We start from the raw sequence: 16,496 nt of genomic DNA on the forward strand, positions 1-16,496 counted from the left end.
TTTGCGGCCCTTGTTGCCTACCGTGGCAACGGCCAAAGGCTGTTGAGGCTCAGAGCCTCTAGCACCAATTCAGGTTCACGCTTGGGCAGGCTGGCCAGCAGTACTTGCGCAGCACTCTGCGCCGTCCACTGTTCAGGCACCGCCTGGGCCAGCGTCACCGGCGCTTTCAACGACTGCGGCGCTACTAGCGTCAGATCGATACCCAGGTCCAGCAATACCTGGCGCTGCTCGCGGAACCAGTGCGGGGGGCTGTTGAAACCGCTCAGTGGCTGATTGGGTTCATACAGTTGCATCGCCGAGTAACGACTGAGGATAGCCATGACCTGTGCAGCATCGCCCTTGGTCAGCAAGGGCAGGGCAGCGGCCAGGCAATTGGCACTGGCTTGCAGGTTACTGGTTACGATGCTTTGGAACAGGTCGGTATCCGGCAGATCATCCGCCAGGTAGTCGCAGGTGCCGGCATTGATGAGCAAACCATCCAGCGATCCCCACGCCGCCTGCAGCTGTGTAACGGCGGCCTGCGCCTGCGAACTGTCATGCAACTGCCCAGGTAAAAGCAGCAGGCGTTCGCCGTAGTGGCTGGCCAAGGCTGTGAGCTCCTGGCTTTGTATGCCACTGGCGGCGACCCGATGCCCCTGCTCGAGCAATCCGCTCACCAGAGCTATACCGAGTCCATTGGTCGCGCCGGTTACCCAGAAACTGCGTGAGTTATTCAAGATACTGCCCCCTGATCCTGCCAGCCGGCCAAGCCTTTGAAGGCTTCCAATGCGCGCTGGCGACTACTAGCGAGATCGACAATCGGACTCTGGTAAGAGTTTGTAGCAAATAGATCGGCAGACTTCACGGGCAAATGAATAGTTTTTTCATTTAGGCCCTTCAATTGAGGGAGCCAATGGCGAATGAAGCGCCCCTTGGGGTCGAAGCGTTGCGATTGGGTGACTGGATTGAAGATGCGGAAATACGGCACGGAGTCGGTTCCAGTCGATGCGCTCCATTGCCAGCCGCCGTTGTTGGCTGCCAGGTCGCCGTCGATCAAGTGACGCATGAAGTAGCGCTCGCCCTGGCGCCAGTCGATCAATAAATTCTTGCTCAGGAACATGGCGACGATCATCCGTAAGCGATTGTGCATCCAGCCGGTTTCCAGCAGTTGGCGCATGGCGGCGTCGATCAGTGGGAAACCGGTACGTCCTTCCTGCCAGGCCTTCAAGTCTTCAGGGGCATCTCGCCACGGCAGCGCTTCGGTATGCGCACGGAACGGGCGATGGCGCGACACCTGTGGATAACCCACCAGGATGTGCTTGTAGAATTCGCGCCAGAGCAGCTCGTTGATCCAGGTCTGAACCCCGCTGCTGCCACTGTCGAGCTCGCCGTGGTTGGCGGACAGGGCGGCGTGCAGGCATTGGCGTGGCGAAATCACCCCGGCGGCCAGATACGGTGAGAGCTGGCTGGTGCCAGGTTCGGCAGGCAGGTCACGCAGCTGCGGGTAATCCTCGACCACGTCCTCGATAAAGGCCGCCAAGCGGCGCTGCGCCTCGGCTTCGCCGGCGGGCCAATGCTCGCGCAGGGTGAGCGGGGGCGCCTCGAAACCCTCGATCTGGTGTGGGATGGGGTCGTTGGCGATGGCTAAAGGCGCCTGCGCGTTGACCTTGTGCGCCAGCGCTGGCAGGCCATGCTGCAATCGCTCCAGGCAGGCACGCTTGAATTGGCCGAATACTTGAAAGTAGTGACCGCTGCGGGTCAGGACTGTGCCAGGGCGCAGCAGCAGTTGATCAAGGTAGGTCGATGTGGACACTCCAGACTGATCCAGCAGGGCTTGGGTGGCCTCGTCGCGTCGCTGTTCATTGATGCCGTACTCCTCGTTCCAGTGCACGGCTTCTACCTGGTGCTCACGGCAGACCTCCAGCAGCACTTGCGGCACCTGCTGCCAGGTAGCGGTCTTGCGGATCAGCAAGGGGATGTTCAGTTGTTCCAGCGAGTGGCGCAGGTCGCGCAGGTTGCGCAGCCAGAAGTCGACCTTGCACGGCGCGTCGTCATGTTCCAGCCATTGGCTGGGGCTGGCGATCCACAGGGCAATGGTCGGCCCACGTGCGCAGGCGGCACTCAAGGCGCTGTTGTCATCTATTCGCAGGTCGCTGCGCAGCCAGATCAGTTGCATGTGTGAGTCATCTCTGTGATTGCTGCAGAAGACGCAAGGCCGCCTGCGGAGTGTCGAACAACAACAGCTGCGGCAGTGCCAAGGCATGCAACTGGGCCTCATGCAGGGAGACTGTCTCGCCGCCCAGGAGTTTCACCCCGTCGATGCCCCGCAAGGTTCGCTCCAGCACCACCAGGTCGATACGCGGGCCCAGGTGCAGCAGCAGGGCCCGTGGTTGCCACTGATGGACCGCGCGTAGCAGTTGCGCGCCACTGACCGGCTGCTCCAGTACCTCAACCTGATAGCCGCTGCTGCTCAGCAACCAGGCGCATAGCCACAACTGGGCATCGAAGGGGCGCTCGCTGTCGACGGCCAGCAAAACCGGGCTGCCTTGCAGTTGCTGATTGTCGTGGTAGACGCGCGCCCCCAGCTTGCTGCGCAGCCAGGTGTGGAAGAAAGCGTGCTCCAACCGTGCGTTGAAGTGGGTTTGCCAACGCCGTGCGAGGCTGTGCAGCAGCGGCATCAGCAGCTGCTCGCAGAGGGTGATCGCCGGGTACAGCGCCATGGCCTGGTTGAGCTGTTGGTCAAGGGGGCGCTGGGCGAGCATGCCAATGGCCTCGATCAGCGCCTGTTCACGGCTCTGCCAATCGCCAACGGGTGCGATACTTGGCGCGTGCTCGAGCAGCTCGCGGACCTGCCCTACCGAAGCGCCGCGCTCCAGCCAACTGAGGATGGTCTGCACGCGCTCGACTTGCTCCTCAGGATACAACCGGTGCCCCTTGGCGGTGCGCTGCGGCTTGAGCAGACCGTAACGCCGCTCCCAGGCGCGCAGGGTGACCGGGTTGACGCCAGTGCGGCGCGCCAGCTCGCCAATGGCCAGCAGCGTTTCAGACGGCATTGCGCAATCCCAGGCTTTCGGGATGTGGCTGTAGATAAGCTTGCTGGTTCAAGTATGGATCCGGATGGTTGCGCAGGTGGTGTTTGAGCAAGGTGAGCGGCACTACAAGCGGCACGATGCCTTGCTGGTACTGGCCGATCACCTGCTGCAGCTCGGCGCGGTCGTCACTGTCTAGTGCGCCGCGCAGGTAGCCACTCAGGTGCTGCAGCACATTGCCGTGGGTGCCGCGGCTGGCGCAGCGGCGCAAGGCCTGCATCAACTGGCTGAAGTAATCGGTGCCGACGGTCTGCGGGTCGTCATCACGGCGCAGATTGCCCAGCAACCGTCCGAGCTGACGATAGGCCTGTGGGTTATTGGCCATCAGCAGGTATTTGTAGCGTGAATGGAAACGGATCAAGGCCCCGCGAGTAAGCCCTTCGGCGAGTTGTTGCTGCCAGTCGGCATAGGCATAGACGCGGCTGATGAAGTTTTCCCGAAGCACTGGATCATGCAGGCGGCCTTCTTCCTCCACAGGTAGATCGGGGCGGCGCGCGCAGAACTCATCGGCGTAGGCGCCACGCCCGCCCTTGACCGAAGGATGGCCGTTGTCCTGGTACACCTTGACCCTCTCAAGGCCGCAGGAGGGCGACTTCTGCATGAAGATGTAGCCGCAGATATCATCGAGTTCAGTGGCCATCTGTTCGCCGTAAGCGCGCAGCGGTCCCGACAGATCCATCCCGGGGTTGCGGGTAGCGACCACTTCCGGTCGTTGCGGATCGCCCACCAGACGGATCGGATCGCGCGGCACGCCCAGGCCGATGGCCACTTCGGGGCACAGCGGGACCCAATCGAAATGCGCTTCGAAAGATTTGAGGCACAGCTCCGAAGCCTTGTGGCCGGCGTTGTAGCGCACGCTATGGCCGAGCAGACAGGCACTGATACCGATGCGGGGTTTCGACGAAGCGTTCATTCGCTGCCTCCGGAAAACTTGTACACGGGCGTATCTTATGTACAAGTCTATTCCAGCACAGCCATAAACTTATGCAAACAATTATTTCTGTATAGGTTGCCCGGATGCTTAGTCCAGATGCTCCAGCAGTCGTCTGGCCGCCTCTTGCCCGCTCAGCCAAGCGCCCTCGACCCGTCCCGACAGGCACCAATCACCACAGGCATACAAGCCCAGGTCGGCATCGGCCAACGCTCCCCATTCATGGTTGCCCGCGGGTCGTGCGTAGAGCCAGCGGTGGGCCAGGGCGAACGAGGGCGCGGGGACCACGCAGCCAACCAGTTCGGCGAACTCACCCCACAGTTGCTCGATCACGGCCTCCTTACTCAGGTCGATATGCTGCTTGCTCCAGTCTGAAGTGGCATGCAGCACCCAGGTATCCAATTGCTCGTCACGGCCTGGCTTGCTGCGGTTGCGGGCCAGCCAGTCGAGCGGATTGTCCTGTACGAAGCAGCCTTGCATCGGCGTATCGAGTGGGGTTTCGAAGGCCAGGGCAATCGCCCAGGTCGGCTCCATTTGCACGCCAGCGGCAACCGCGGCCAGTTTAGGCGTGGCGGCCAGCAAAGGCGTAGCCTGAGGCGCGGGCACGGCGATCACCACGCGGCTGAACGGGCCATGGCTGCAGCCTTCGGTATCCTGCAGATGCCAGTACTGCTTGCCGCGAAATACCTCGGCGATGCGGCAGCCGAAGTTGACCGTGACATCCTTGAGCAGACCGCGGGTGATCGCGCTCATGCGTGGCACGCCAACCCAACGGGTCTGTTCGTCGGGGGAGGGGGTTAGCTCGCCGTCGCGGTAGTTGTACAGCTGTGGCTTCCACTGCTCGGCCCAGCCGGCAGCCACCCACTGCTGCACCTGCTCGACGAAGCGTCGGTCGCGGGCGGTGAAGTATTGGGCGCCCAGGTCCAGCGCGCCAGCTTCGCTGCGCTTGCTGGCCATGCGCCCACCGCTGCCATGGCCTTTGTCGAACAGGTGGACGGTCTGCCCGGCCTTTTGCAAGGCCTGGGCTGCGGAAAGGCCGGCGATCCCGGCACCGATGATGGCAATAGGTACTGTCATGATGGCCTCTTCGAACCTTGCTATAAGCAGATTACGCGGTCAGGCAAACCTGTACAATGCACAATGTTTGTATAAGGTTATTCCGCTCGATAGGCTAGGTTGGCCTATGTTTATCCGAGAGCGTTCGGTCAAAAAAGTGCCTTGATCTTAAAAATAGACCACGGCCGCCCTCTGCGAGGACACAGCCATGCATATATTGCTGACCGGCGGTACTGGCTTGATCGGCCAGCACCTTTGCCAGTTCTGGATAAACCAGGGCCACCGCCTGACTGTCTGGAGCCGCCGCCCGGAACAGGTGCCTAGATTGTGTGGTTCGGCGGTACGCGGGATTGCCCGTCTGGATGACCTGGCCGCAGACGATGTGATCGATGTGGTGGTCAATCTGGCTGGCGCGCCGATTGCCGATCGGCCATGGACCGCTGCCCGGCGCCACCTGCTGTGGGCCAGCCGGATTACCCTCACCGAGCAGTTGCTGGGCTGGCTGGAGCAGCGTCAGCAGCGCCCACAGGTGTTGATTTCTGGCTCCGCTGTCGGCTGGTATGGCGATGGTGGCGAGCGTGAGCTGACCGAGGCGTCGCCGCCGGTCAAGGAAGATTTCGCCAGCCAGCTGTGCATCGCCTGGGAGGAAACCGCGCAGCGAGCGCAGGCCCTGGGCATTCGCGTGGTGCTGGTGCGCACGGGGTTGGTGCTGGCCAGTGATGGCGGCTTTTTGTCGCGCCTGCGCGTGCCGTTCAAACTCGGCCTGGGCGGGCCTTTGGGCGATGGTCGGCAATGGATGCCGTGGGTCCATATAGACGACCAGGTCGCCCTGATTGATTTTCTCTTGCGGCACAACGACGCCAGCGGTCCTTATAATGCCTGCGCGCCAGAGCCAGTACGCAACCGCGAGTTCGCCAAGCGCCTGGGCAAGGCCCTGCACCGCCCGGCTCGCTTGCCGGTGCCGGCGCTGCTGCTCAAGGCCGGGCTCGGCGAGCTGTCGACCTTGCTGCTTGGCGGTCAGCGTGCGCGCCCGGTGCGCTTGCTGGCGGCGGGTTTCACGTTCCGCTTCAACGATCTGCAATCGGCGCTGGACAACCTGTCCAGCCGCCTCTGACATAGGACGCTGCATGACCGATCACGCTCTGCTGCTGGTCAACCTGGGTTCGCCGGCTTCAACCTCGGTGGCCGACGTGCGCCGCTACCTCAATCAGTTCCTGATGGACCCCTACGTGATTGACCTGCCGTGGCCAGTGCGGCGCTTGCTGGTCTCGCTGATCCTGGTCAAGCGCCCGGAACAGTCGGCCCATGCCTACGCCTCGATCTGGTGGGATGAGGGTTCTCCGCTGGTGGTGCTGACCCGCCGCCTGCAAGCGGCGATGGTCGACCATTGGCCGCATGGTCCGGTGGAAATGGCCATGCGCTATGGCCAGCCGGCACTGCCCGATGTGCTCGCTCGATTGGCCGCGCAAGGCGTGCGCAAGGTGACCTTGGCGCCCCTGTATCCACAGTTCGCCGACAGCACGGTGACCACGGTTGTCGAACAGGCCAAGCAAACCATTGCCGAGCGCCAGTTGCCGCTTGAGATGCGCGTGCTGCAGCCATTCTATGACCAGCCAAGCTACATCGATGCCTTGGTCGCCAGTGCCAAGCCGCACCTTGAGCAGCCCTACGATCACCTGCTGCTGAGCTTCCACGGCTTGCCCGAGCGCCACCTGAAGAAGCTCGATCCAACCGGCAGGCATGATTTTCAGGCGGCTGATTGCTGCAAGGATGCCAGCGCCGAGATGCGCGCCGTGTGTTATCGCGGTCAGTGCCTGGCGACGGCCAAGGCTTTTGCGCAAAAGATGGGCATTGCCGATGGCAAGTGGTCGGTGTCGTTCCAGTCACGGTTGGGCCGTGCCAAGTGGATCGAGCCGTATACCGAGACGCGCCTGGATGAATTGGCCAAGGCGGGCGTGAAGAAGCTGCTGGTGATGTGCCCGGCGTTTGTCGCGGACTGCATCGAGACGCTGGAGGAGATCGGTGATCGCGGGCGTGAGCAGTTTATTGAGGCAGGTGGCGAGGAGTTGGTCCTGGTGCCGTGCCTGAATGATCACCCGGAGTGGGTGAAGGTGTTGGCGGGGATGTGCGAAAAGGCTTGAGGTTTGAGGTTGGTAATACTGGCCTCTTCGCGGGCAAGCCCGCTCCCACAGGGGGCGCGGTGCACTCGATCCCTGTGGGAGCGGGCTTGCCCGCGAAGAGGCCAGTACTGACATCCCCAATCTACTGCCCTTGAATCAGGGCAACTGATCATCCAGCTTTTTGTTCTTCCAACCATCATTGCCCGGCAGCAACAGGTTCAGGACAATGGCCACCACGGCGCACAGGGCAATACCCTTCAGGCCCCAATCGTCCGGGCCGTCGCCGCTGCCGATCAGCACGCCGCCGATACCGAATACCAGGGTCACCGAAACGATCACCAGGTTGCGAGCCTCGCCCAGGTCGATCTTGTGGCGGATCATGGTGTTCATGCCCACCGCAGCAATCGAACCGAACAGCAGGCACAGGATGCCGCCCATCACAGGCACCGGAATGCTCTGCAGCAGTGCGCCGAACTTGCCGATGAAGGCCAGGGTAATGGCGAAAATCGCCGCCCAGGTCATGATCTTCGGGTTGTAGTTCTTGGTCAGCATCACCGCGCCGGTCACTTCGGCGTAGGTGGTGTTGGGTGGGCCGCCGAACAGGCCGGCTGCGGTCGTAGCCAGGCCATCACCGAGCAGGGTGCGGTGCAGGCCGGGCTTTTTCAGGTAGTCGCGACCGGTCACGCTACCCACGGCAATCACCCCGCCGATGTGCTCGATCGCTGGCGCCAGGGCAACCGGCACGATGAACAGAATGGCCTGCCAGTTGAAGGCCGGGGCGGTGAAGTTAGGCAGCTCAAGCCACGGCGCGGCAGCAATCTTGGCAGTGTCGACCACGCCAAAGGCGAACGACAGGGCGAAGCCCACCAGTACGCCCGAAATGATCGGCACCAGGCGGAAGATACTTTTGCCGAACACTGCCACGATCAAAGTGGTGAGCAGGGCCGGCATCGAAATCAGCATCGCGGTCTTGTACGGCATCAACGCGGCGCCGTCGCCGCCCTTGCCCATGGCCATGTTGGCGGCAATCGGCGCCATGGCCAGGCCAATGGAAATGATCACTGGGCCGATCACTACCGGCGGCAGCATGCGGTCGATGAAACCGGTGCCCTTGATCTTCACCATCAAGCCCATGAAGGTGTAGACGAAGCCGGCTGCCATCACCCCGCCCATGGTTTCGGCCAGGCCGAACTGACCCTTGGCGAGAATGATCGGGGTGATGAAGGCAAAGCTGGAGGCGAGAAACACCGGTACCTGACGGCCGGTCACCAACTGGAATAGCAGGGTGCCGATACCCGCAGTGAACAGCGCCACGTTAGGATCGAGGCCGGTGATCAGCGGCATCAGCACCAGCGCGCCAAATGCCACGAAGAGCATCTGCGCGCCCGAGACGACCTGGCGCCAGAGCGGGTCGTTGAAGCCGTCCTGCATGGTCAGGCGTCCTTCTGCTTGGTGCCGAAGATCTTGTCTCCAGCGTCGCCCAGGCCAGGGATGATGTAGCCATGTTCGTTCAGGCACTGGTCGATCGAAGCGGTATAGATGCTCACGTCCGGGTGAGCCTGTTCGACCGTGGCGATCCCTTCGGGCGCGGCCACCAGGACCATCGCGCGGATTTCCTTGCAACCGGCTTTTTTCAGCAGGTCGATGGTGGCGACCATCGAGGCGCCGGTCGCCAGCATTGGGTCGATGATCAGCGCCAGGCGCTGGTTGATATCGGGGGCGAGCTTTTCCAGGTAGGTGTGTGCTTCGAGGGTTTCCTCGTTGCGCGCAACGCCCACGGCGCTGACCTTGGCACCTGGGATCAGGCTGAGCACGCCGTCGAGCATGCCGATGCCGGCGCGCAGGATGGGCACTACAGTGATCTTCTTGCCGGCGATTTTCTCGACCTGGACTTTACCGCTCCAGCCGTCGATTTCGTAGGATTCCAGCGGCAGGTCTTGAGTGGCTTCGTAGGTCAGGAGCGCGCCGACTTCCTGGGCGAGTTCGCGAAAATTCTTGGTGCTGATGTCGGCACGGCGCATCAGGCCGAGCTTGTGGCGGATCAGCGGATGGCGGATCTCACGAGTAGGCATAGGGGAGGGCTCCGGGAGGCGGGCAAAAAAACCGCGCTAGATTAATCTATTCAGCCTGAGCTGTCGTCTGGTCATTCAGCACGTTAGTCCATAAACGCTTGATCTGGGACGAGCGGATGCGTACCTTTGCCCGCTTTTCCAATTCCGACCCCCTTGGAGAGCGCCATGTCCGCCGATCTCGAGCACATCCGTCAAGTCATGCGCGAGGCAGACTGCCTGTACAACGAAGCCGAAGTAGAGGCCGCTATCGCCAAGGTCGGCGAGCAGATCTGCCAAGAGCTGCACGACAAGAACCCGGTAGTGTTCTGTGTGATGAACGGCGGCCTGATCTTTGCGGGCAAACTGCTGACTCACTTGCAGTTCCCGCTGGAGGCCTCGTACCTGCACGCCACCCGCTATCGCAACAAGACCAGCGGCGGCGAGCTGTTCTGGAAGGCCAAGCCAGAAGTGTCGTTCATCGACCGTGACGTGTTGATCGTCGATGACATTCTCGACGAAGGTCACACCCTCAGCGCCATCATCGACTTCTGCAAGCACGCAGGCGCGCGCTCGGTGTACACCGCCGTGTTGATCGACAAGGACCACGACCGCAAGGCCAGCCCTGACCTGAAGGCCAACTACGTCGGCCTGCCGTGCGTCGATCGCTACATCTTCGGTTACGGCATGGACTACAAAGGCTACTGGCGCAACGCCAATGGCATCTTTGCCGTAAAAGGCCTGTAAGGCTCTGTTGGCCCTATCGTGCTCCCGCTGTCAAAGCGGGCTTGCTCCGCGATAGGGCCAGTACAGGCCAACCGCTCATGCTAGAGTGCCCCTTCATGCCAAGGAGCCTCACATGCGTGCGTTTATCCCCCTCCTGCTGGCGGTGAGCTTGCCGTTGTCCGCGGCGCCATTGCACAGCCAGTTCCTTCCGCCCGATGACCAGTCGCTGCGCCAGGAAGCGCCGACCGGCCAGCAATTGCTGCAAGTCACCGACTACTCGGTGGTGGTGGGTACCCAGCGTCAGTCCGACCAGCAGCCAATCCCGATTACCGCTTCATTGCAGATGCGCCTCAAAGGCAAGCCCCTGAGCAAGGGGGCGACCATCAGCCAGGTGCTGCTCAGCTTCGATGGCGAGGGTGGCAAGAGCCTGAAGAAGCCGGTGTACGACGACAAGACCCGAACCCTGACCTTGAACTATCCGCTCGCTGACTACCGGGTGATCATGGATTTGCTGCGCAACGAGACGCTCTATGTGCAGTTTCTGACCTACGCCAATGGCCATATCTGGGCCGATCTGCACACCGGCACCGTACGTACGCGTTGAGGCCTACGCGCTGCGAGGGGTAAACTGCCGGCCTTCGAAATTCCGTGATGGTCCAGTTGGAGTCGGCAATGCGTAAAGACAAGAAGCAGGTGATTGGAGACGAGATCAGCGACGACTACATCAAGTCGTTCCTTCAGTTCGAGCCGGCCGATGGCGTGACCTCGCCGTCTGCGCACAAGCTGGTCAAGGCTTACCGTGGCCTGCGCATTGACGACTTCGAGCGTTTTGTCGGCTTCTTCGTCGAGGCCGGTTTGGACCTGGACGGTAAAGACGAGCACGGCCAGACCTTCGTCGAGCAGATTGCCGATCAGCGCAATGCGAGTGAGTACATCGAGATCATCAACAACGCGCGTTGATCCAGCAAACCGTAGTGACTGGCTGATATGACGGGGCCGCAAAGCGGCCCCAAGAGGTCGGTAGTTACGCAGCATAAAAAAAGCCCCGAAGGGTAATACTGCTCACCTAAGGCCCTTGTCGCCTGCTTTGGGGCCGCTTTGCGGCCCTTCGCGGGCAAGCCCGCTCCCACAGGTGTAGCGCCGTTCTCAAGTTAAGCGCTTTACCTGTGGGAGCGGGCTTGCCCGCGAAGGGGCGCAACGCGGCCCCAAAATCGTAAGTGAACAGCATTACCCCAAAGGGCGTTTTTTCGTTTCAGCCAGCTCAGGCGTAATGCTGAGCCGGGCTGCTTTCCACCATTTCCAGGGCTTCGTCGTTGTAGGCGCTGATCTTGCGGTACAGCGCGGCATCGGTAGCCAGGACCTTCTCGCGAGCCGGGAAGATTTCCTTGAGCTTGGCCGCCCAGGCACCCTTGGCCTGCTCGGGGAAGCAGCGCTCGATCAGCTCGAGCATGATCGAGACGGTCACCGAAGCACCTGGGGAGGCGCCCAGCAGTGCAGCCAGGCTGCCGTCCTGGGCCGAGACCAGCTCGGTACCAAACTGCAGCACGCCGCCTTTCTTCGGATCTTTCTTGATGATCTGCACGCGCTGGCCAGCCACTTCCAGGCGCCAGTCCTCGGCCTTGGCCTCAGGATAGAAGCGGCGCAGCGACTCGAGGCGTTGCTCCATCGACTGCATCACTTCGCTGACCAGGTACTTGGTCAGGTCCATGTTGTCGCGCGCTACCGCCAGCATCGGGCCGATGTTGCCCATGCGTACCGACAGCGGCAGGTCGAAGAACGAACCGTGCTTGAGGAACTTGGTAGTGAAGCCGGCGTAAGGTCCGAACAGCAGCGATTTCTTGCCATCGACCACGCGAGTGTCCAAGTGCGGCACGGACATCGGCGGGGCGCCGACGGCAGCCTGGCTGTAGACCTTGGCCTGGTGCTGCTTGACGATTTCTGGGTTGTCGCAACGTAGCCACTGGCCGCTGACCGGGAAGCCGCCGAAGCCTTTGCTCTCAGGGATGCCCGAGGCTTGCAGCAGCGGCAGTGCCGCGCCACCGGCGCCGAGGAACACGAAGCGGGCGTCGACTTCACGGGTGCTGCCGCTGTTGACGTCCTTGATGCTGACCGTCCAGCCGCTGCCGTTACGGCGCAGGCCGATGACTTTCTTGCTGTACTTGACCTGGGTGTCCGGGCTGTTGCCCAGCAGCTTGAGCAGCTTGTTGGTCAGGGCGCCGAAGTTGACGTCGGTGCCTTTCAATACGCGGGTGGCGGCGATGTGCTGGTCAGCCGGACGGCCGGGCATCATCAACGGCATCCAGTCGTTCATCACCGCCTTGTCTTCGGTGTATTCCATCTCGGCGAAGGCGTGGTGCTGCTTGAGCAGCTCGAAACGCTTCTTGAGGAAGGACACACCCTTGTCACCTTCGACGTAGCTCAGGTGTGGCACGGGGTTGATGAACGCACGCGGCGAGCCGAAGCTGCCTTTCTTGATCAAATAAGCCCAGAACTGGCGCGAAACCTCGAACTGGGTATTGATGTGCACGGCCTTCTTGATGTCGATGCTGCCATCGGCGGCCTGCGGCGTATAGTTCAGCTCACACAGGCCGGCGTGACCGGTCCCGGCGTTGTTCCAAGGGTTGGAGCTTTCCGCAGCCCCGGAGTCCATCGCTTCGACGACCTCCAGTTTGAGGGCCGGGTCGAGCTCTTTGAGCAGTACGGCCAGGGTGGCACTCATGATGCCCGCGCCTACCAGTACTACATCAACCGATTCGTTCTGCGCCATTTAACGCGTCTCCACAATCTACAGCACCTAATTGACAGCATAGGATCCCTGGGGTTGCCAGGTTCGCCATGTCCGACTCTTCGCAGTTCTTGCAACTTCCGCGGACACCGCCAATCAGTCTCAGGGTTCATCTATTGAACGCTGTTGCCGCGGGTGCGGCAATTCGACTTATGGTCAAGGCATCCGACGTGCGTTATGGACCGGCCTCAGTTACTCATCGAGGATGAGCGAAGTTGCCGACCATTAGGGGCCGTTCGGGACACATCTGCCGCTTTTGCACATGCCAGACTGTTCATTTTGCTCGCCACACTCTTGTGAAGTTGTGAAAACCCGTTTTTCCACGCTCTTTTGGAGACGTGAACCTCAAAAAGGGACTGCGCGATGGCAACCCACAGGTTCATGCAAAGCAGAAGGCCAGAAAAAGCAGGCACGACAGCCGATGCAAGACCTGAAGTGGAAGGCTCTCTGTGGGCGAGGCGGTGAAGGTGCCGGGGTCAATCGGCAGGTGCGGGGCCCGATCAGGAGACGTCCTTATAATCGGGGGGAGATTATAACGATGTCGCGGGCAGAAAGGTCGTTAATCGCGGTTTTTATTGCAGCGTTTGTCAGGCTGGCAGGCTGCGTTGCTGCCAGTGACGGCTTGCGCGGGCGCAAACTCGGGCGCTGGAAGGCAGTGGTTGGCCCAGCCAAGCCAGTTTGGCTTCGCTGACCTGGACCCAGCCACTGCCCGCTGGAGGCTGGCCGCAGTGCTTGAATGCCAGGCATTTTCCGTCGCAGTCCAGGCGAGCATAGGTAAGGTGGCGCGGGCGGTGGAAGAGCAAGGTCCAGAGCGAGGCCATGGCGGTTGAGTCCTATTCGAGGGGGCTGGCGCTAGGATAAGGGCTCAGCCATGAAACCATTGTGACAAGCGGATTTAGCCGATGGCTGGCCCTTGTGGGGCTGGGTATACTGTGGGCCTTTGCCGCATTTTCTGGAGAAACGCGCATGTTGCAACGTCTGCTGTTCGGTTTGATCGCGGTGGCCAGCCTGAGCCTGGTCGGTTGTGCCCACAGCCCGCAACAACTCAGCCCGCAGCCCAAGCTCACGGCCCAGCTCAATCCGGTCGGGCGTGGCCAGCCGGTGGTGGTCAAGGTGGTCGATGGTCGTGCTTCGCAGTCGCTCGGTACCCGCGGTGGCATGTACCCCGAGACCAGCACCATCAGCGTCAACGGCAACGATGTCGTGCCCAAGCTGCAGGCCCAGGCTGAAGCGGCTGTGCGTCTGCTGGGCTTCACCCCGACGCCGAATGCCTCCAATGCGCCGCAGTTGACCGTGACCCTGGCCGAGCTCAAGTACCAGTCGCCCAAGGACAAGATGTACGTGACCGAGGCAACCATTGGCGCCACCTTCCGTGCTGACGTGTCGAACGCCAACCGCCGCTACAGCGGCCGTTACGGGGCCTCCCTGGACCAGCGCTTCGGCATGGCGCCGAACCAGGAAACCAACACCAAGCTGGTCAGCGACGTGCTGAGCGATGCGCTGACACGTCTGTTCAAGGATCCGACCATTGGTCAGGTACTGGCCGAGTAATACGCCCCCGGTAATGCAAAAGCCCGCTGCCTGAGCGTAACGCTGTTCATTTAAGACCCGTATCGTCTGCTTTGGGGCCGCTTTGCGGCCCTTCGCGGGCAAGCCCGCTCCCACAGATCGACGCCGACCGTCCGAGTGGCGCTATCCCTGTGGGAGCGGGCTCGCCCGCGAAGTGCCGCAAAGCGGCCCCAAAACCTTAAATGAACAGCAGCTGTCTAAGCGGGCTTTTTGGTGTCTGGACCAGACAAAGCAATCCGCGCTATTCGGCCTTAGGCTGCTTCTATATGAAAATCCAACCAGCTCAACCCGGTCTGCCCATCCACCTCTGGTAGATCTTCATGCGCATGCCCCCCCAAGGCGCAATACACCAGCCACTGGCGGTCCTGCACATTGATGGCAAAACCATCGATCAGCGCCTGTTGTTCATCGCTCTGGGCAACGAGGTAGAGGCGGTCCTGGTTTTCGGCATGCAGCATGACTAGCTCCGTGAGAAGAAAAGGCCGACAGGGTGGCCTGTTCTGATGACGAGCATGTGACAGATGAAATTTAGTGACAGTTGGTCGTAAAAAAATCGGCGCGCGCGATGGGCTTGAGTAGAATGCCGGGCTTTCGTTGTGGCAATTCCGAGGTCGTGCAATGTCGTTGCAAGTGCTCTGGGGGCTGTTGGCTTCCCACCCAGGCAAGCTGATCAACCTGCTTGCCCTGTTGATTACCTGCCCAGGCGGGCTACTGCTGCAGAGTGCCCGGCGTCGCGCGGTGATGACCCGCGAGAGCCTGGCGGTCGATGAAGGGTTGGTCGATGCCTTCGACCGTCGCGTGCCACGCTACTACTACATCCTCGGCTTCTCGTGCCTGGCGATGGCGCTGCTGTTGTCCTGGTTCAGCACCTGGATCTAAGCAGGGGGGCCGCCTAGCGGCCCCAGCCCATTCAGGCGACCGGGCTTTGCGCCTTGACCTGATATTGGTTGCGCACCGGCGTTGCATATTGCAGCACCAGATACGGTTGCTGCTCGACCGGGCAGGCATCCAGGCGGCGCTGCCATTCTTCCTTGGCGCGCGCCAATTCTTCAGCAGGGAACAGCTTGTCCGCGCTCGGCACCTGCAGCGCAGGATCGGCCTCGCTCCACATGGCATACGCCAGGTAATGCACCGGGAACAAGCGGTAGCCGCCGAGGATCTGCCGGTCGATTTCCTGCGCCAGTTGCTTGGTGTCCTCGAAGTACTCGGTCACCGGCGGGGCAAAGTTGATGTGCACCCGGCCTTTATAGCCGGTAATGCCCAAGGCAATGCTGTTGTCATCCTCGCCAGGCGCCTTCTTGTAGGTGCCGGTGGTAGCGCGAATATACAGCTCGCGGGCCTTGGCCTGATCGCATGGGTCGTATTCGTAGCTGATCGATACCGGGATCAGGTTCAAGCCCTGGATCACCGCGCCGAATGGCTCGTCCTTGCGGCTCATGTGGAACATCTTGAGGATCGCCGAATCGGTGCGGTCATCACCGTCCTTGGCGCGGCCTTCGGCCTGGGCGATCCAGATCGAGGCGCCATCGTTGCGGATCGAATGATTGATATAAGCCGATAGCAACTGGTAGGCCGCGAGCTTCTCGCGCCGACCGCTGAGCGAGCGATGGACAATGAAACTCTTGTTCAGGCGCATCATGTCGCTGACGAACGGCTTTTGCAGCAGGTTGTCACCGATGGCGATGCGCGGGGTCGGCAGGCCCGCGTGATACACCGCGTAGTTGACGAAGGCCGGGTCCATGACGATGTCGCGGTGGTTGGCCAGGAACAGATACGCGGTGCCCGACTTGAGCTGCTCGACGCCAGAATAGGTCACGCCATCGGTGGCGCGCTCGATGGTCTGGTCGACGTAGTACTCGACTTTGTCCTGCAGGGTCGACACGCAGGTCACTCCGGCGAACTCTTTGCGCAGGCGGCGGGCGATCAGCGGCTTGAGCAGCCAGCCGAGGGCGCCCGCGGCGCGCGGGAAGCGGAAGTGGGTGAGGATATCGAGAAATGCCGGGTCGCTGAGCAGGCGTGCCAGAACGGCAGGGACCTCAGCGTCGTCGTACGGTCGGATGGCATCGAATTCGCCCATCATGCTCTCTTGTTGGAAACGGCTAGGGTAATAGGTAGGGATCGGTTCCGAAAAACGGCTCGGACACACGCAGGCCCTGTAAATAGACCGGCAATTATACGCACAAGTCACTGCGG

General features: G+C 61.5%; 18 protein-coding genes. 7 read left to right on the top strand and 11 right to left on the bottom strand.

Annotated features, from left to right (window positions below):
- Window positions 1-17: 17 nt before the first annotated feature.
- The 5 genes from OIU19_RS09030 to OIU19_RS09050 form a co-directional block, all read right to left on the bottom strand.
- Window positions 18-716 carry an SDR family oxidoreductase gene (locus tag OIU19_RS09030; protein WP_264234734.1) on the bottom strand — a complete coding sequence of 233 codons (699 nt, stop codon included), beginning with the start codon at window positions 714-716 and terminating at the stop codon, window positions 18-20.
- Window positions 713-2,155: a deoxyribodipyrimidine photo-lyase gene (phrB, locus tag OIU19_RS09035; RefSeq protein ID WP_264234735.1), complete on the bottom strand. Its 1,443-nt coding sequence runs from the start codon at window positions 2,153-2,155 to the stop codon at window positions 713-715. The genes OIU19_RS09030 and phrB overlap by 4 nt, the downstream gene beginning before the upstream one ends.
- A gap of 7 nt (window positions 2,156-2,162) precedes the next feature.
- A complete protein-coding gene (locus tag OIU19_RS09040; RefSeq protein ID WP_264234736.1) occupies window positions 2,163-3,032 on the bottom strand; it encodes a MerR family transcriptional regulator in 870 nt (289 codons plus the stop codon).
- The gene (locus OIU19_RS09045) at window positions 3,022-3,981 is read right to left on the bottom strand and encodes a DUF523 and DUF1722 domain-containing protein (RefSeq protein WP_264234737.1); all 960 of its coding nucleotides are present in this window, start codon (window positions 3,979-3,981) and stop codon (window positions 3,022-3,024) included. The genes OIU19_RS09040 and OIU19_RS09045 overlap by 11 nt, the downstream gene beginning before the upstream one ends.
- Before the next feature lie 108 nt (window positions 3,982-4,089).
- A complete protein-coding gene (locus OIU19_RS09050; RefSeq protein ID WP_186554185.1) occupies window positions 4,090-5,076 on the bottom strand; it encodes an NAD(P)/FAD-dependent oxidoreductase in 987 nt (328 codons plus the stop codon).
- Between the two features lie 187 nt (window positions 5,077-5,263).
- Here OIU19_RS09050 and OIU19_RS09055 point away from each other — a divergent pair, with 187 nt between their 5' ends.
- Window positions 5,264-6,169, top strand: coding sequence for a TIGR01777 family oxidoreductase (locus OIU19_RS09055; RefSeq protein ID WP_264234738.1), 906 nt, complete (start codon window positions 5,264-5,266; stop codon window positions 6,167-6,169).
- Between the two features lie 13 nt (window positions 6,170-6,182).
- Window positions 6,183-7,196: a ferrochelatase gene (hemH, locus tag OIU19_RS09060; protein WP_186554183.1), complete on the top strand. Its 1,014-nt coding sequence runs from the start codon at window positions 6,183-6,185 to the stop codon at window positions 7,194-7,196.
- Window positions 7,197-7,331: 135 nt separating this feature from the next.
- Here hemH and OIU19_RS09065 read toward each other — a convergent pair whose 3' ends face one another.
- Window positions 7,332-8,606: a uracil-xanthine permease family protein gene (locus OIU19_RS09065; protein ID WP_264234739.1), complete on the bottom strand. Its 1,275-nt coding sequence runs from the start codon at window positions 8,604-8,606 to the stop codon at window positions 7,332-7,334.
- Between the two features lie 2 nt (window positions 8,607-8,608).
- Window positions 8,609-9,247, bottom strand: coding sequence for a uracil phosphoribosyltransferase (gene upp, locus OIU19_RS09070; protein WP_186554181.1), 639 nt, complete (start codon window positions 9,245-9,247; stop codon window positions 8,609-8,611).
- A gap of 165 nt (window positions 9,248-9,412) precedes the next feature.
- On the opposite strand from upp, the gene OIU19_RS09075 reads away from it, so the two are divergent.
- The 3 genes from OIU19_RS09075 (at window position 9,413) to OIU19_RS09085 (ending at window position 10,909) form a co-directional block, all read left to right on the top strand.
- Window positions 9,413-9,970: a hypoxanthine-guanine phosphoribosyltransferase gene (locus OIU19_RS09075; RefSeq protein ID WP_186554180.1), complete on the top strand. Its 558-nt coding sequence runs from the start codon at window positions 9,413-9,415 to the stop codon at window positions 9,968-9,970.
- Between the two features lie 112 nt (window positions 9,971-10,082).
- Window positions 10,083-10,553 (top strand): hypothetical protein, encoded by a 471-nt coding sequence (locus tag OIU19_RS09080; RefSeq protein ID WP_264234740.1) that lies wholly within the window; start codon window positions 10,083-10,085, stop codon window positions 10,551-10,553.
- Between the two features lie 68 nt (window positions 10,554-10,621).
- Window positions 10,622-10,909: a PA4642 family protein gene (locus tag OIU19_RS09085; protein WP_264234741.1), complete on the top strand. Its 288-nt coding sequence runs from the start codon at window positions 10,622-10,624 to the stop codon at window positions 10,907-10,909.
- A 301-nt stretch (window positions 10,910-11,210) separates the two neighbouring features.
- Here the strand turns inward: OIU19_RS09085 and mqo are convergent, their stop codons facing one another.
- Together mqo and OIU19_RS09095 are read right to left on the bottom strand one after the other, a co-directional pair.
- Window positions 11,211-12,716, bottom strand: a complete 1,506-nt coding sequence (gene mqo, locus OIU19_RS09090) for a malate dehydrogenase (quinone) (protein ID WP_264234742.1) — start codon at window positions 12,714-12,716, stop codon at window positions 11,211-11,213.
- A 605-nt stretch (window positions 12,717-13,321) separates the two neighbouring features.
- Window positions 13,322-13,555 carry a hypothetical protein gene (locus tag OIU19_RS09095; RefSeq protein WP_186554176.1) on the bottom strand — a complete coding sequence of 78 codons (234 nt, stop codon included), beginning with the start codon at window positions 13,553-13,555 and terminating at the stop codon, window positions 13,322-13,324.
- A gap of 145 nt (window positions 13,556-13,700) precedes the next feature.
- On the opposite strand from OIU19_RS09095, the gene OIU19_RS09100 reads away from it, so the two are divergent.
- Window positions 13,701-14,285: a YajG family lipoprotein gene (locus OIU19_RS09100; protein ID WP_186554175.1), complete on the top strand. Its 585-nt coding sequence runs from the start codon at window positions 13,701-13,703 to the stop codon at window positions 14,283-14,285.
- 269 nt (window positions 14,286-14,554) lie between these two features.
- On the opposite strand, the gene OIU19_RS09105 is transcribed toward OIU19_RS09100, so the two are convergent.
- On the bottom strand, window positions 14,555-14,761 hold the full coding sequence (locus tag OIU19_RS09105; protein ID WP_186554174.1) for a hypothetical protein: 207 nt from the start codon (window positions 14,759-14,761) through the stop codon (window positions 14,555-14,557).
- Between the two features lie 160 nt (window positions 14,762-14,921).
- Between OIU19_RS09105 and OIU19_RS09110 the strand changes: the two genes are divergently transcribed.
- Complete coding sequence (locus OIU19_RS09110) at window positions 14,922-15,182, top strand: hypothetical protein (RefSeq protein WP_264234743.1); 261 nt, start codon at window positions 14,922-14,924, stop codon at window positions 15,180-15,182.
- A 31-nt stretch (window positions 15,183-15,213) separates the two neighbouring features.
- Here OIU19_RS09110 and OIU19_RS09115 read toward each other — a convergent pair whose 3' ends face one another.
- Entirely contained in the window at window positions 15,214-16,383 is a 1,170-nt protein-coding gene (locus tag OIU19_RS09115; protein ID WP_264234744.1) for a 1-acyl-sn-glycerol-3-phosphate acyltransferase, read from the bottom strand.
- Between the last annotated feature and the right edge of the window lie 113 nt (window positions 16,384-16,496).

The organism is Pseudomonas sp. BT-42-2, assembly GCF_025847435.2.
Classification (GTDB): domain Bacteria; phylum Pseudomonadota; class Gammaproteobacteria; order Pseudomonadales; family Pseudomonadaceae; genus Aquipseudomonas; species Aquipseudomonas urmiensis.